This is a genomic window from Flavobacterium sp. MMS24-S5 (genome assembly GCF_050320125.1).
Lineage (GTDB): Bacteria > Bacteroidota > Bacteroidia > Flavobacteriales > Flavobacteriaceae > Flavobacterium > Flavobacterium tyrosinilyticum.
The window spans coordinates 3428090-3444542 of record NZ_CP190016.1 but is presented as its reverse complement, the minus strand read 5'-3'; the positions used below and the strand labels follow the sequence as shown (position 1 = coordinate 3444542).

At 33.6% G+C, this 16453-nt stretch carries 10 protein-coding genes and 1 pseudogene; 2 read left to right on the top strand and 9 right to left on the bottom strand.

The genetic code is table 11. The features are described from left to right. Positions 1-9 precede the first annotated feature (9 nt). Complete coding sequence (locus ACPWTF_RS15830; RefSeq protein ID WP_427872062.1) at positions 10-3120, bottom strand: SusC/RagA family TonB-linked outer membrane protein; 3111 nt, start codon at positions 3118-3120, stop codon at positions 10-12. Positions 3121-3600: 480 nt separating this feature from the next. On the opposite strand from ACPWTF_RS15830, the gene ACPWTF_RS15825 reads away from it, so the two are divergent. After that, the gene (locus ACPWTF_RS15825; RefSeq protein WP_427872060.1) at positions 3601-3741 is read left to right on the top strand and encodes a hypothetical protein; all 141 of its coding nucleotides are present in this window, start codon (positions 3601-3603) and stop codon (positions 3739-3741) included. Positions 3742-4122: 381 nt separating this feature from the next. On the opposite strand, the gene ACPWTF_RS15820 is transcribed toward ACPWTF_RS15825, so the two are convergent. The 6 genes from ACPWTF_RS15820 to ACPWTF_RS15795 form a co-directional block, all read right to left on the bottom strand. After that, positions 4123-4914, bottom strand: a complete 792-nt coding sequence (locus tag ACPWTF_RS15820) for a hypothetical protein (protein WP_427872058.1) — start codon at positions 4912-4914, stop codon at positions 4123-4125. A 28-nt stretch (positions 4915-4942) separates the two neighbouring features. Beyond that, positions 4943-5344, bottom strand: coding sequence for a RagB/SusD family nutrient uptake outer membrane protein (locus ACPWTF_RS15815; RefSeq protein ID WP_427872057.1), 402 nt, complete (start codon positions 5342-5344; stop codon positions 4943-4945). Beyond that, the gene (locus tag ACPWTF_RS15810) at positions 5311-6426 is read right to left on the bottom strand and encodes a RagB/SusD family nutrient uptake outer membrane protein (protein ID WP_427872055.1); all 1116 of its coding nucleotides are present in this window, start codon (positions 6424-6426) and stop codon (positions 5311-5313) included. Before ACPWTF_RS15810 ends, ACPWTF_RS15815 begins: the two co-directional genes overlap by 34 nt. Continuing rightward, positions 6410-6652: a hypothetical protein gene (locus tag ACPWTF_RS15805; RefSeq protein WP_427872053.1), complete on the bottom strand. Its 243-nt coding sequence runs from the start codon at positions 6650-6652 to the stop codon at positions 6410-6412. The genes ACPWTF_RS15810 and ACPWTF_RS15805 overlap by 17 nt, the downstream gene beginning before the upstream one ends. 16 nt (positions 6653-6668) lie before the next feature. After that, positions 6669-7190 carry a hypothetical protein gene (locus ACPWTF_RS15800; protein ID WP_427872051.1) on the bottom strand — a complete coding sequence of 174 codons (522 nt, stop codon included), beginning with the start codon at positions 7188-7190 and terminating at the stop codon, positions 6669-6671. A gap of 94 nt (positions 7191-7284) precedes the next feature. Beyond that, positions 7285-9900 (bottom strand): SusC/RagA family TonB-linked outer membrane protein, encoded by a 2616-nt coding sequence (locus ACPWTF_RS15795; RefSeq protein ID WP_427872049.1) that lies wholly within the window; start codon positions 9898-9900, stop codon positions 7285-7287. Positions 9901-10244: 344 nt separating this feature from the next. Here ACPWTF_RS15795 and ACPWTF_RS15790 point away from each other — a divergent pair, with 344 nt between their 5' ends. Continuing rightward, entirely contained in the window at positions 10245-13124 is a 2880-nt protein-coding gene (locus tag ACPWTF_RS15790; protein ID WP_427872047.1) for a triple tyrosine motif-containing protein, read from the top strand. A 37-nt stretch (positions 13125-13161) separates the two neighbouring features. On the opposite strand, the gene ACPWTF_RS15785 is transcribed toward ACPWTF_RS15790, so the two are convergent. Both ACPWTF_RS15785 and gldJ read right to left on the bottom strand, forming a co-directional pair. Further along, a complete protein-coding gene (locus ACPWTF_RS15785; RefSeq protein ID WP_427872046.1) occupies positions 13162-14445 on the bottom strand; it encodes a UDP-N-acetylmuramoyl-tripeptide--D-alanyl-D-alanine ligase in 1284 nt (427 codons plus the stop codon). A 116-nt stretch (positions 14446-14561) separates the two neighbouring features. Next, positions 14562-16248 (bottom strand): annotated as a pseudogene (gene gldJ, locus ACPWTF_RS15780) (gliding motility lipoprotein GldJ). Positions 16249-16453 lie beyond the last annotated feature (205 nt).

Below are 16453 nucleotides of genomic sequence, written 5' to 3'. Positions count from 1 at the left end.
TTAATTTTTTTAAAATTGAACGTTAGCTCCAAACAGAATAGATCTTGCTTGCGGATAAACTCCTTTATCTACACCATAAACCTGACCTCCAATTTCTGGATCAAATCCAGTATATTTTGTAAAAGTGATTAAGTTTTCTCCAGTTAAATAAAAACGTAATTTATCTGCTCCAATTTTAGATGATAAACTAGCTGGCATTGTGTAACCAAGAGTTACCACTTTTAGACGCAAGTAGTTTCCATTTTCAAGATAAAAATCAGACATGTTAGTGTAATTTTTATTTGGGTCATTATTTGTCAATCTTGGATAATCGTTTGATGTTCCCTCTCCAACCCAACGCTCTAATGCTTTAGTCTGGTAGTTTGCATTCAATACATCTAATCTTCTTAAACCTTGGAAAATTTTGCTTCCCGCAGCTCCTTGAGTAAATGCCATAAAGTCAAAGTTTTTGTAATCTAAATTTACGGTAAAACCAAAAGTATATTTAGGCAAGTTTGTTCCTAAGAATTGTTTATCGTCCTCAGTAATATTTCCGTCACCATTTGTATCTACCCAACGGAAATCTCCAGGTCTAGCATTTGGTTGGATTAAACCACCTGCTGCATTTTTGTATGCTGCAACTTCAGCTTCATTTTGGAAAATACCAGCTGTTTTAAAACCATAGAATTCGTTAAATGAGTGTCCAACTTGTGTTCTAGTTACTGGCCCCATAGATTGGAAACTAGCATCTCCAACAATGAAATTAGTAGATGATCCTACATAAGTAATTTCGTTTTTCAGGTAAGCAACGTTAGCATTAACACCTAAGTTAAAATCTCCAAGTCTTTTCTTGTATCCTAATTCCAGCTCAAAACCGCTATTGTCCATATCTGCGATATTTGCAGAAGGCGCATCAACAACTCCTACATATCCAGGAATTACAATGTTTCTTAAGATTCCTTTTGTTGTTTTTTTGTAGTAATCAGCAGTAAAAGTAAAATCATTAAATAATTTTGCATCAAGACCTACAGTTGTTTGAGAAGTTTCTTCCCATCCTAAGTTTGCATTTGGAAGAGTAGAGTTTCCGTATCCTGTTGTAATATCTCCTGTATTTCCAACAGCATAATTGTAACCTCCAACTACCAATGCTCTATATTTAAAATCATCAATGTTATCGTTACCTACAACTCCATAACCTCCACGTATTTTTAAAGTATTAACTACATTGTTTTCTTTCCAGAAACCTTCTTTAGAAAGTACCCATCCAAGAGAGAATGAAGGGAAAACTCCCCATTTGTTATTTTCTCCAAAACGAGTTGAACCATCACGACGAACAATCCCAGTAAAAAGATATTTTTCCATGTAATCGTAGTTTGCACGTAAGAATAATGAAGATAATTTGTGCTCTACTTTATCGCTTGTTCTTGTTGTTCTATCTGCTTGAGGAATATCAAAATTCCAAGAAGCGTCTTTGTAGCTTGTAATTGGAAGACCAAACATTGTTGTTCCGATAGTAGTACCAATATTCTCAACATAAGCACCTTGTCCTGCTAAAACACTAAAATTGTGCTCTCCAAATTTGTTAGCGTATGTTAAGATATTTTCAAGAGTCCAAGAAAATGATTTTTCATTGTTTTGGTTATAGTTGTTTCTATCCGCTTTCATATTTGGGTTTAAGAAGTTAACCGGAGTAAACATCTCATCTCCCCAATATGCAATCTTACCACCAAGTGTAGTTCTAAATTTTAAATGACTTGTAATGTTAGCTTCTAAATAAGCATTACCAACAAAATCATCTGACCAGTTGTAACCTCCTAATCTTGTTTGAGTATAGGCTAGAGGGTTTGTCATCTCTTGCTGCACTAAAGAAGAAATTCCGTAAGGATTTCCGTTTGCATCTCTAATAACATTTGGGTTTGTATAGAAACCTGTATTTGCTACAGCAGGATCAGTAACCACTAGTGGAGTAAGTGGGTCTAAGTTAATTGCAGAGCTTAACGGTTCACCAAACTCACTGTTTGTATTACCAATACCTTTAGACTTTTGGTGTGTATATCCGAAAGTTTGTCCGAAAGTAAAATAATCAGAAATTTTGTGTGTAGAGTTTAATCTGAAGTTTTTCTTCGTATAATTAGAAATTTGAGTAGCTACGATACCTTCTTGATCTTGAATTCCAAAAGAAGCATAAAAAGTAGATTTTTCACCACCACCGCTAATGCTTAATTCATGTGTGTATCTGAAAGCAGAATCATTAAAAATGGCATCTTGCCAATCTGTACCTTTACCGAAAGAAGCTGGATTTGCATATTTAATAGCTCCGCCATCATTCAAAGATTTTTCATTCATAAGAGTTGCATACTGAGTCGCATTCAACATATCTAATCTTTTAGCTGGAGCAGAAATACCTGCAAAACCATTATAGTTTACAGAAATTTTTCCTGATTTTCCTTTTTTGGTAGTAACCAAAATAACCCCAGTTGCAGCACGAGTACCATAGATTGCAGCAGAAGCAGCATCTTTAAGCACCTCAATAGACTCAATGTCAGATTGATTGATGAAACCTATTGCACCAGCATCTACAGCAATTCCGTCAACAACCCATAAAGGATCATTTCCTCCTTCTCTAAATGTAGTGATACCTCTTACACGAACTTTTGATGCCGCACCAGGCTGTCCAGAAGTTGCCGCTACAGAAACCCCTGCTACTCTACCTTGTAGCGTCTGCTCAACTCTTCCGTTTGGCACTTTTTCAAGATCAGCTGCTTTTACACTAGAGATTGCACCGGTTACAACAGATTTCTTTTGAGTTCCATATCCAACAACTACAACCTCATTTAAAGATTGTGACTCTGGTTTTAATTGAATTGTAATTTTTGTTCTTCCGTTTACTGCTTCTGTTACTGTAGCGTAACCAATAAAAGTAATTGTTAATGATCCGTTTGATGGTGCCTGAATCTGGAATTTTCCGTCAAAGTCTGACGCAGTAGATTTAGTGGTACCTTTTAATAAAACTGTTGCACCTGGGACAGGCAAACCATTTTCATCATTAATTATTCCATTTACTGTGACATCCTGAGCCACAGCAATAACCGAGAATAACAAAGATGAAATACAAAAAACAAGTAATTTTGTTAATTTCATTTTTCTAAAAATTTTGGTTAATTAATTAGTAATTTGATGCAATACTAAAACTAAATTTTTACTTTTCACATCATAAAGTCATTACAAAAACACATCAAAAACAAAAAAATAATATTATAAAAACACATCAAAAAAATCATAATTATTTAATTATTAGCACTTTAAAAAAACAAAAAATAGTACTAAAGAAAAGTTAATATTAAAAAATAACACTACATCAACTTTTTGCTACAATAGTTTATTAAAAATCATTAAAACTACAACGTGATAGTACCTACTATTACGTTGTAAATAGCTATTAAATAAACAATTAGAGGAATAAAGCTTTCATTTTTACTAAAACCAAAAAAACAGAGAATATCGTTTTTTTACCCTACTTTTTTTACATTATCAGCAATAATTTTTATTATAAGAAAAAACTTATTTTGCAAAATTTTACAGGAAATTACTTTCTTTTAAAAAGATTTATAGATCAAAATAATGGGAAATAACACCTTAAAAAATGGAAAAAACATCTTTTTTATCGCAAATGAGAAGAAGGTTGGTTTTTCATTGGAATTTAATCTCGCAATTGTACTTTCTTTTAAAGCGCTTTTAAGAGTTATTGTAATTTTATTGTAAAAGAAAAAGAGAATAAGAAAAGAATTTTAAAAAAAGCCTTAGAAAGCTTCAAAACACCATTGTACATTTCCTATACTTCCTTAAATGAAAATAAAAAAGAGTTTTGTTGGGATATGGTCAGGAAACTAGATATAAAAGGCCTTTTGAGGCGTTACAGAGCATATCGCTTACAATCACATTGACTTAACTTCTAGGAAAGTAATAAGCAAAAAAATAGCCCATAATCGAAATTATGGGCTAACCAGGCAATAAACTTAACTTAAACTAACCATAGTTTAAATCGTAAATACACTTCTTTCTGAGAATGAAGCATAAAAGGTTTGAAATTCGAAAAAGGAATCTTTTAGTCTTCCTTTTTCGAAATAACTAACACAAAATATTTTATTCAGGTCTATAAACAAATGTCCAACCAGTTCCAGCATCTTTTAAACTTCTTGGCACATATAACACCAATTTATCTTCTGTAAGCGTAACAACATTATACTCATTGGCAGTGTTTCCAGCTTCATATCCTAAAATCTTTGAATTCGTAATAAATAGCTTTTTATTAGCAATATCCAAAACAAAGCTTCCTTTTTCAGCTGTTGCAGAAGCTGTTTGATAATGATTATAATTCGCAGCCCCATTTAAGTCAAAATGCATTTTACCAGCAACGTCTAGAGGAGGACAACAATCTCCCGCATTCCACCATGCAGTCATGGCTGAATCAGGATTATCTGGAGGAGACATAAACCAATACGCTTCACCTGTACCTGCGGCACCATCAAAAACCCAAGTCTTACCTGCCGCAGTGTTAGTACTAACTAAATCATACCAATCTTGATCTAATGGAGTATCAAGTTTGTCGACTTGTACATCTATCGTTTTTGTAAAAAATTCTCCTCCTAATGTTCCTACGAATGTAAAAGTAGACTTGCCAGGAATTGGATAAACAACAGTTACTTCATTTGTAAGCGCTTTTCCTAAATTATAGTCCCAATATCCCGTAACACCAGGCGTATCCATACTTAAAGTAATTTTATTTCCGCCAGGAGGGGTTTGCACACTTTTTAATTGAACACCAGCAACGTCTGTAGAATTCTGTAAATGCTGTTCATCTACAATTGGGTCACATGCCGAAAAGACCAGCATAAACACAGCAATTAGTAAATATTTTATATTATGAATTTTCATCTTTCTAATTATTAATAGTTATTAAATATTACCAACCCGGATTTTGATTGTAAACTCCATTCAATAGTCTGATTTCAGTTTCAGGAATCGGAACCAACCCTTTAGTTTCGGTTCTGTATTTTACACTATAATTAGCATCCACACCAGAATTTCTAACTTGAGTTACGTCATTAAAAGCAGTTTCAACATCTCCCCAACGAACCAAGTCAAACCAGTGCAAACCTTCAAAAGCCAATTCATGCAAACGTTCTGTTTTAATATTCTCAAGAGAATAGGCAACTGGTCCTAGGTGTGCTCTTCCTCTTACCGCATTCATACCGTCAGCTGTTTTAGTAATTTCAGAATGCATTAATAATACATCTGCAAAACGCATAAAAATAAAGTCTTGAGCGTGCATCAACTGCATATCTGTAATTGACCAAGCATACATTTGAACAAACATACCAACATATGATCCTTTACCATTGTCGTGCTGTAATGAAACATATTTTTTATTAAAATACCCTGTTTCATGGTCCCTTTATCTGCGGCATAGCCATCTGTTCCTTGATCTGCTTTACCCACTTCAAGTATAGAACCTCTTTTTCTTGGGTCGGCATCATCCCAGCCACTATACAATCTCGGATTTACCGTACACCATCCCCAGCCTTCTCCGAAAGGCGCCAATGAGTTACCACGCAATGAATTAAACAGGGCAAGTCTATTAGTATAACTTTGACCATTTGTCCAATCCCAGTTACCAAAAGAATATCTTTGTACAAACATTGTCTCTAAATTTCCTGTTCCAAATGTTGGAGTAACACCATCCTGACCAACCCATGACAATCCTTCTGCTGCAGCCCAAGGCAATACACTATCGCTTTTTGCACTTTTATTCACATAAGAATACGGCCAAAGGTTTCTGAAATCAGATGCTAACTTATGACCACTATTATTGATACAATCATCTAAATAAGAGGCAACTTGCGTTCCTGTTAAAGAACCGCCGCCTACAAGAGGTAAATCTGCGGTTGCTTTCTTTTCGATATTGCTCATGTATCCAGTATAAAACAAAAATACACGTCCTAAATAAGCTTCAGCAACCCATTTATTAGCATGTCCATATCTAGAAGTCGGAATACTTGTAAATGGCGTAGAAGGCAAGGTTTCAATAGACAATTTCAAGTCAGATGCAATTTGCGCAAAGGTCTCCTCGTAAGTTGCTCTCGGCACCAATCTATCAGCATCATACGTTATAATCAGTGGAACACCTCCAAAGAATTTAGCTAATCTGAAATAAAAGAAAGCTCTCATAAATAAAGCTTCACCAAGCGCTTGCTTTTTAAAATCATCTGCTTCTTGCGGTGTATTAAAATACTTAGAAAAATCTGCCGTTGGCACTTTTTCTATAATGGCATTTGCTCTAGAAATTCCATTGTATGACTGTTTCCACATGTCGCGATAAGTATCTTCAGCAGGATCTTCAAAATTATCTACCCATTTAGCCGATTTATCATCAGGCACCTCCTCCACCAAACATCATATTATCCATTAAATTGGCAGCAACCTGTTCTTCACTATGAACATTCGCTGTATAGATGGCATTATAAACACCTGCCATGGCTTCGTTTATATCAGTAGGGCTCTTATAAAAACTATTTAAACTCTTTTCTGAAAGGTTCTCGGTATCCAGATAATCATCACAGCTCGATACTGCAAAAATTGCTGAAATTGCTATTATATATCTTAGTTTTTTCATTGTCAATGTTTTAATATTAAAAATCTGCACTTAATCCAAACATTACTGTTCTCGATTGTGGATATAGACCAAGATCTACCCCAGAAGCCCATGAATAGTTTGTATTATCTCCTCCCCAGCGAACCTCTGGATCCATACCATCATATTTAGTAAATGTGTACAAGTTATTTACTGCAACATAAAATTTAAGATTCGAGATAAATTTAAAATCTTTCAGTATTTCATTAAAATTATAACCTACAGTTAAATTATTAATTCTCAAATAATCAGCATTGTGCATGTATATATCAGAAACATAATTTGTATTTCTGTTTGATACAGAACTTAAACGAGGCATTTTGTTCGAAGTTCCTTCTCCGTGCCAACGATCAAAAACATCTGAAGTATAATTTTGTTTCGGACTATCAGCAAATGATCTGTAAGATTGCATTACCTGCATTCCGTATTTCCCTGCCATTGTAGTGTTTAAATACACATTTTTATATTCGAAGTTTAATTGGATACCTAATTGGAAATCAGGATTTGGATCTCCTAACATTGTTTTATCTTTTTCATCTATAACACCATCGTTATTTAGATCGACAAAACGAACATCACCAGGACGCTGATCATTAAAATAAGGCTGACCTGTACTAGCCTACGTAAGCCTCAACCTCTTGTTGGTTTTGTAAAATTCCTGCTGTTTTAAAGCCATAGAAAGAACCAATCGCGTAACCTACTTGTGCTCTTGAAATCTCTGAGGTTCCTTGAGATAGTACGTGCGATAAACCGTTAATGATACCATTACCGTTTGCAATTCTTGTAACTCTATTTTTATTGAAAGCTCCACTTACAGTAGCCCCATATTTAAAGCCACCTATTTTATCTTTCCAACTAACAGAAAGTTCATAACCCGTATTTTCAATATCTCCTCCATTAATATAAGGATCATCAGCACCAGCAGTTCCAGGATATTGCGCTTTAACCAACCAGTCTTTTGTTGTTTTCTTGTACCAGTCAAATGTTACTCCTAATCTTGAATCGAAAAAACTTGAATCAAATCCGAAATCTAACTGTTCTGAAGTTTCCCAGCTAACATCTGGATTTGGCACTGTTGAAGGATATGCAGTCTGTCCAGAAACTGGTTTTGTATCTCCAAAGAAGTACCCAGGGAAAGCATATTTAATACTAGATGAGTAATAGAAAGCATAATCAGTATATTGATTACCGTTTTGCCCCCAGCTTGCTCTTAACTTCAAGAAATTAAGATATTTTGAAGTGCTTGCCATAAAATCTTCTTTTGTAACAACCCATCCTGCAGAAACTGACGGGAAATTACCATACTTGTTTCCATCACCAAAGTTTGAAGATCCATCACGACGTATAACTGCAGAAAGAAGATATTTCTCTTTATAATCGTATTGTGCACGTGCAAAATAAGACATAATAGCACCGCCACCCGCTGCTTTATCAAAGCCTGTTGTATTAATATCGGCAACAGTTCCAGGGCTCTTAGTGTTATCTAAATAAGAATACTTTGGATCATTTGGAAACAATAAACCGTTTCTTGAACCATATACATTATTATCAACAATTCTTTGCCATAACTCTGTACCAATTACTGCATTAATATTATGATTACCAATTTGTTTCTGATACGCAGCTGTATTCGTCCATGTTGAGTTAGCACCAAAATACTGAGATTGCGTAGCGCCATCAATAGCATCATTGTAAAGTACTCCCAAATGATAGGTTGGGTTCATTGTTCTATTGTATCCAAACCATGAATCGATTCCATAAACTGATTTAAATCTCAGGTTAGAAATTGGCTCAATCTCTACAAATACATTCCCAATAATTTTATGATCTTTTGGATAATTGTAATTACTTCTGTAATACATTACCGCCAAAGGATTTGTTTGATTTGTATTTAACCCATCCAATGTAGGAGTAAATCCGTATTCGTTGATATTTCTATCAATCGCTGTCTGCCAATAAGCAGGCTGTAACGGGTTTTGTGTAAGAGCATTATGCAAGTCGTTTCCATAAATGTTTCCATTTGAAACATCTCTCTTTTGAATATTGGTATACGTTAAATTCTCTCCAATAGTGATAATATTATGGCTTTCATTTTTTTTCAAAACCATTTGGGTATTCATCCTTGCGGTTAATCTTTTAAATCCAGCATCCACTATATTTCCACCTAGTATACCGTCTTGATCAAAATAAGAAACCCCAAATGAATACGTAATATCTTCAGTTCCTCCAGTAATATTAATCGAATGATTCACTACAGGAGCATCCTTTTTAGACATTTCATTGATCCAGTTCGTTCCTGTCCAACCATTTTGCAGTTTATTCCAGATCTCTTCTCCAAGCTGTGTTCCAGCTCCAGGATAATTTCTCTCTAACCAATCGTTGGTAGTCAACATTGTTTTCCAGTCATTTGGAGCAAGACCATCATTTACTCTTCCTTCATCCATGATATACATGTATTCTTGCGCATTTAAAGGATCCAGATTTTTGTAGATGTTCTGAATTCCAAAATAAGTGTCATAAGAAATTTTAGCCGGTCTTCCTTTACGTCCTTTCACTGTAGTTACCAAAACAACTCCATTTGCTGCCCTAGAACCATAGATCGCAGCAGAAGCCGCATCTTTAAGAACATCTATAGACTCGATATCTGAAGGGCTTAGATAATCAATATCTCCGACAGCAACTCCATCTACGATATACAAAGGATTTGAAGATCCAATGGTACCGATACCACGGATAACAACTTTTGTTCCAGCCCCTGGTGCACCACTATTTCTAGTAATGCTAATACCTGGTGCAATACCTTGAAGAGCTTCCATTGCCGATCCTGTATTCAATTCTTTTAGTGTTTCTCCTTTTAAGTTAGTAGAAGCACCCGTAATCAAAGCTTTCTTTTGTGTACCGTATCCGATAACTACAACTTCATTTAAACTTTGAGATACTGCTTTAAGAACAATAGTAAGCTTGGTTTTTCCTCCTATTGCTTCATTTACAGTTTCAAAACCAACGAAACTAATAGTCAAAGTTCCGTTAGAGGGAGCACTAATCTGAAACTTCCCATCAAAGTCAGATGCAGTTGCTTTATTGGTTCCCTTTACTAAAACCGTCGCACCTGGGACGGGTAATCCACTTTCGTCATTAATGATTCCATTTATGGTCACATCCTGAGCTAATGCGACAACAGAAAACAGTAAAGACGAAATACAAAAAATAAATAATTTTGTCAATTTCATTTTTCTAAAAATTTTGGTTAATTAATTAGTAATTTAATGCAATGATAATGTTAAATTTGAATAAACTCTTATTAAAAATCTTTACAAAAACACTTCAAACTAAATATTAACACACTACAAAAACACAACATTTATCTTTTAAAAAACTGATTTACTGAGTTTTAATTTTTAAAAAAAATTGTTATAAAAATGTTAATTAAAAAAAACGTATATTACATGAGCAGAAGAGTAACTATTACGTTATAATTTATAAAAAAATCAAAAAACAAGATTTATCGTGATTGATAAATCAACAATTTAAAATCAAAATAAAGCATTTCTAATAAAAATATATTTAAAATTTTATGAAATACATAGTTCGAATTTTTACATTAATTTTGTTATTATTCTTACAAATTAAAGGTTTTTCGCAAGTAAAAAATATTGGAATTCCAGACATAAAAAACTATAAAAGATCAGAATATAAAGGTGGAACTCAAAATTGGAGTATTGATCAGGATAAAAATGGAAATATTTATTTTGCTAACAACAGCGGTTTAATTCAATTTGACGGCTCAAACTGGCATAAATACTCTTTACCAAACAAATCTGAGATCAGAAGTTTAAAAATTGATGCTTTAGGACGAATATTTGTTGGAGGAAATAACGAATTTGGTTATTTCAAAAACGACGAAAAAGGAATTTTAAAATACCACTCTCTTTACAATCTATTGAGTCCAATAGACAAAGAAAACATCAACCTAATATGGAGAATTCATATTTTTAATGGAGAAGTTATCTTTCAGTCTTTCAGCAAAGTATTTTTTCTAAAAAATGAAAAAGTCACAACCCTTACAGCTCCACATAAATTTCAATTTTCATTTTTAGTAAACAATAGACTTTATTTTCAAGATAAAACATTAGGTGTACTCGAATACAAAAACAGAAAGCTTACTGCAATAAAAGGCACTACCATGTTTAATGATAAAGAGATATGGTCTCTTTTCCCATTGTCTAACAATAAATTATTATACGCTACTTTAGAAAAGGGACTTTTTGTGTCTGAAAATGGCATTATTAAACCATGGGCAACTGAAGCCAATGAATTTATAAAGAAAAACACTTCGCTTGGTGGATTTATCATCAAAAATAAATTTATAATACTTAATTCGGTATTAGACGGAGCCATTATCTGCGATCTAAACGGAAAAATAATCCAGCATTTAAACCGCCAAAAAGGAATTCAGAACAATACAATTTTAGCTTCATTTGTTGACAACAAAAGTAATATTTGGCTCGGGCTAGATAATGGTATCACTTTTATAAATGAAAATTCTCCTTTCTCCTACTTTGATTACAGTTATAATATAGGTACTGTATACGCCTCTACGATGTATAATGGGAATCTTTATGTCGCAACCAACCAGGGATTATTTTATCATTCTTGGGGAGGTTCTTTTAAAGACAGTCCATTTACAAGAGTTGAAGGAACAATTTCACAAGTTTGGAACATCCAGGTTTTAAATAATGTTTTAATATGCGCCAGTAATAGCGGGGCCTTAATTATTGAAAACAACAGGGTTTCAAAGATATTGGATAATAAGGGATATTTTGGCTTCAAAAAAATACCCGATCATGAAAACTACATAATAGGCGAAAGTTATAATGGCTTTTCAGTCTTTAAACGATCAGCCACTGGGTACGATTATTTACATCAGGTAAAAGGTTTTGATGAAACGACCAATAATTTTTCTGTAGAAATTGATGCGAATTATCTTTGGCTAAAGAAAAACCCTTTCCTATATCAAGTAAAATTATCTGAAGATCTACAACGCTTTGATTTCATAAAAAAGCACGTCAACATATCAGAAAAATACAAAGGAATAAACAGTCTGCAAAATATAAATGGCAAAGTCTATTTTCAAGTAAAAAATCATTTTTTTAGATATTCTGTTGAGCAAGAAGCTTTTTTTGAAGATAAAAAAATAACAAACTTATTCAACGGAATTCCTACTATTAATACCTTAATTGAAGATTCTGCTGGAAACCTTTGGTATGCCTTCAACGAATCTCTTGGTGTATTAGTCAAAAACAAGAACGGAACTTTTACGAAAAAACAAGCTATTTTTTCAAATTTAACTGGGAATTTGGTTAACAATTACATCTCTGTTAATGCAATAGATCCGCAAAATATTTTTATAGGATTAACGGATCGTTTGGCGCATTATAACTCCACTATTCCAAACACTTTTATGACAAAACCAAAAGCTTTTATTGAAAGCTTTACCAATCCTGGAGACACTATTTTAACTGGTAATTTGGCCAATAAACTAGAATCCTACAGCATACCATATAAATACAATCGTGTCAAATTTACTTTTGCGTCACCAACATATGAAAATCAGGATAACGTAATGTACTCCTACAAGTTAGAACCTTTCGAAGAAAACTGGCGCGGATGGTCATCGACAGCAATAAAAGAATATACCAATCTTAGAGAAGGGAATTATATAATGAAACTAAAAGCCAGAAATAGCTATGGCATAGAATCTAGCATTACAGAAGTAGAATTTACGGTATCTCCACCATGGTACAGACACTTTTTGGCTTACTTATTTTATCTGGTACTCATTTTGCTTGGAGCGTATTTAATCTCAGTTAGAATTAAACTGAAGATTAGAAAAAACAGATATTATGAAACCATTGAACAAAGAAGACTATATCTTGAAAAGGAGTCTAAAATTAGACATGAGCAACATGACTTGGAAAAAGAAATTGAAAAGCTGAAAAATGACAAGCTTCAAATCAAAATCCTAGCAAAGGATAAAGAGCTAGTAAACAACTCTTTACAGGTTGTGAAAAAGAACAAAGTTTTAAACGGAATCATTCATAAACTGAAAGATATTGACACTGGAATTTTGGACGAAAACACCAAATCTGAGTTTAGCAAACTACATAAAAGCATTGTAAAAGAAGTAAATACAGACAAGAGTTGGAAAGACCTCGAAAAACACATTAAAAACGTTCATTTTGAGTTTTTAAAGCGATTAAAAGGACAATATCCAACCATTTCTCCAAGAGAATTAGATTTATCTACTTACTTATTAATGAATATGTCTACCAAAGAAATAGCCGAAATTATGAACATTTCTACAGGTGGAGTCGAGTTAGCCCGTTATCGTTTAAGAAAGAAATTAGGCTTAAACAAAAAGGAAAACCTAATCGGATTTTTAATGAGCATATAAAAGAAAAGCCATTCAAATTTGAATGGCTTTCCTTTTATTAAATATAATCTAAAGTTCGTTCTAAGGCCATACCTCGTGAACCTTTTATCAATATCATATTAGACTCAAAACGGAAGGTCTTTAAAAATTCGGCAAAAGTTTCGAATGTTTCAAAAAATTGAATGTTTTCACTCGAAATCTTATTCGCAAAAAAAGCTTTTCCTATTAGAAAACATAAAGCCTGTTTTTGATCTGCTAAAGAATCAATTATAACTTTATGCTCGTGAAGACTTTCATCTCCCAATTCGAACATATCTCCAAGAATCATAATCTTATTTTTCTTGTCCAATTGCAAAAAATTGGTAATCGCCACCGCCATACTACTCGGGTTAGCATTATAAGCATCTAAAATAATCTCATTGGAGTCTTTTTGCATCATTTGAGACCTATTATTAGCCGGAATATAATTCTCAATAGCGCTCTTAATATCACTTTCTTTTACGTCAAAATATTTTCCGATTGCTGTAGCCGCATTTATATTGTTGGCGTTGTAAAGACCAATTAAATGAGATTCTATTGAAAAATCATTGTACTCAATAGCAACGAAAGGATTTGCCGTAATATTATCGATATTTAAGTCTGCCTTTTCTTTTTTTACTCCAAAAGTAAAAGACTTTATACCTGCTGATTTCTCAATCTGAATTGGGTCTTCTAAATTTACAAAAACAGTTTTCTGGTTTGCAGAAAGATACTGGTACATTTCACTTTTACCTGCGATTACACCTTCAACTCCGCCAAAACCTTCCAAGTGCGCTTTTCCAAAATTGGTAATATACCCAAAATCAGGCTGTGCAATCTGACACAAAAATTCAATTTCTTTTTGATGGTTGGCACCCATTTCTACAATTCCGATTTCCGTTTCCTTTGTAAAAGAAAGCAATGTTAACGGAACACCAATGTGGTTATTTAAATTACCAACAGTCGCTTTTGTCTTAAACTTTTTTGACAAAACAACATTGATCAATTCTTTTGTCGTCGTTTTTCCGTTACTACCTGTCAAAGCAACAATTGGTAGTGCTAAATAAGCACGGTGAAACTTTGCCAGCTCTTGAAGCGTTTCCAAACTATTTTTTACCAAAATAGTCCTATCGTCAATAAAATAAGATTCGTTGTCAATAACAACAAATAAAGCTCCTAAATCTAATGCTTCTTTAGCAAATGTATTAGCATCAAAATTCTCTCCTTTAATAGCAAAAAACATCGAGTCCTTTCCGATTTTTCTGGTATCGATAGACAGAGAACTGCACTTTAAATATAAGTTATGAATGTCTTGAATATTCATTTATAATTTTTTTAATATGTCATAAAAGTAGAAAAAAACAATAAAAAAATTCCAAATTCCAGACTGAATATTCAGCTTTTGGAATTTGGAATTTTTATTATTTGAATTCCTAAATCTTAGTTTCTAGGAGATTTTCTTTTTTCAGCTTTAGAACCTACTCTAGACATTGCACATCTGAAACCAATGTAATCAGTTGCCATATCTTGCGGGAAGTATCTTCTTTGAGCTGGATTTAACCAGTAAGCTCTATCTCTCCAAGATCCTCCTTTGTAAACTCTTACTTTATCATCGATCAAAGTAGTACGTTTACTAGAGTTATCATATTTTCTGATCATTTTTCCTAAACTGTCTGTTGTAACATTATGCTTAGGAGAGTTGTACATTGCCTGTTCTGTTTTAGATCCAGACTCTGAGTCACCAAAATCAAAATATCTAGAAGATTGTTTATCACCATCTCTGTAATTGATATTGTCGCTTGTACTAAAGTTTTGTCTCAAATATGTTTCTTGTTCGTCAACTGGAATCTGAGCAATTTCACCTGGAAGGTTTCTTGCAACAACTTTACCGTTACTTAAAGTATCATATTTAATATTAGCAGTAGAAACGATTTCAAGTTTACCATCTTTACCAATTTTGTTTTTAGCATATTGATTTCCTCTATAGTAGTTAAAATCATTTGCTTCATTATCAATAATAGGTCTGTAAACGTCAGCTACCCATTCTGCAACGTTTCCTGCCATATCATAAAGACCGAAATCGTTTGGTGCATAACTTTTTACTTCGTTAGTAATATCAGCTCCGTCATCTGACCAACCTGCAATTCCACCGTAATCACCGTTTCCTTGTTTAAAGTTAGCCAATTGGTCACCTTTGTTTTTACGTTTGTTAGAACGTGTATAATCTCCAGACCAAGGGTATTTCTTTTGTCCTTTGTAGATGTTGTATTCTCTTTGTCCAACGTCTGCAGCAGCTGCATATTCCCATTCTGCTTCAGTAGGAAGTCTATACTCTGGTAAAATGATACCAGAAGAACGCTGAGCATAAACGTTTTTCTCTTCAGGAACTACACCGTCTTTACCAGCTCTAGGTTTTCTTCCGTTAGGGTTTTTCTTTAAAACTAACTCTTCGTTTCCTCCATAAGTTGTAGACGGAGATGCAACGTAAGCTTCAGTATTAAATAAACTTTCAGCACTTACATCATTTGTTTTTGCACCTTTTTTAAGATACCCATTTTTCTCTAAAACAGCCTCGTTTACACGGTCTGTTCTCCATTTACTAAACTCAACTGCTTGAATCCAGTTAACACCAACTACAGGATAGTTAGCATAAGATGGGTGTCTTAAATAGTTATTAGTCATCGTTTCGTTATATCCTAAACGATTTCTCCAAACTAATGTATCAGGAGATGCTCCTTCATAAATATTCTTGTAATTCTCTTCTGTTGGTGGAAAAACTTTCTTTAACCACTCTAGGTATTCTAAGTACATACCGTTCGTAACTTCGGTTTCATCCATATAGAATGATTGAACGTGTTGTTGAGTTGGTGTGTTATTCCAATCATGCATAACATCATCCTGTACTTTACCCATAGTAAACGTACCTCCTTCAACAAAAACCAAACCATGGACCAGCCTGTTGTTTTTTACCTGCATTTCTGGCAGCAGTTCCATTCTGACTATCTACATCCCAGCCTGTAGCTCTAGAAGCATGGCTCGAACTCGATTTTTTGCTACAACTAGCCGTGCCCAACATCAATACCATTGACATCATTAACTGCAAGACTACAATTTTGTTTACTTTCATACTCATTCTTAGGTGATAAATTTAGGTGCTGCAATATAATAATTAACATTTAATTGGCAACATCTGTTCTAATAATTTTATTTAGCTGTTTTTTCCAGAAAATAACCTTTAGTTACGAACGCAAAAATATACTTTTTATTATTTACTGTAACATGAAATACTATATTTTTACTTACTAATTATTTTTTAATTAAATTTCGGTTTT

Coding starts and splice junctions, on each gene's coding strand:
- ACPWTF_RS15830 (WP_427872062.1), bottom strand. CDS start 3,120: ATGAAATTAACAAAATTACTTGTTTTTTGTATTTCATCTTTGTTATTC.
- ACPWTF_RS15825 (WP_427872060.1), top strand. CDS start 3,601: ATGGGAAATAACACCTTAAAAAATGGAAAAAACATCTTTTTTATCGCA.
- ACPWTF_RS15820 (WP_427872058.1), bottom strand. CDS start 4,914: ATGAAAATTCATAATATAAAATATTTACTAATTGCTGTGTTTATGCTG.
- ACPWTF_RS15815 (WP_427872057.1), bottom strand. CDS start 5,344: ATGTATGCTTGGTCAATTACAGATATGCAGTTGATGCACGCTCAAGAC.
- ACPWTF_RS15805 (WP_427872053.1), bottom strand. CDS start 6,652: ATGAAAAAACTAAGATATATAATAGCAATTTCAGCAATTTTTGCAGTA.
- ACPWTF_RS15800 (WP_427872051.1), bottom strand. CDS start 7,190: ATGTTAGGAGATCCAAATCCTGATTTCCAATTAGGTATCCAATTAAAC.
- ACPWTF_RS15795 (WP_427872049.1), bottom strand. CDS start 9,900: ATGAAATTGACAAAATTATTTATTTTTTGTATTTCGTCTTTACTGTTT.
- ACPWTF_RS15790 (WP_427872047.1), top strand. CDS start 10,245: ATGAAATACATAGTTCGAATTTTTACATTAATTTTGTTATTATTCTTA.
- ACPWTF_RS15785 (WP_427872046.1), bottom strand. CDS start 14,445: ATGAATATTCAAGACATTCATAACTTATATTTAAAGTGCAGTTCTCTG.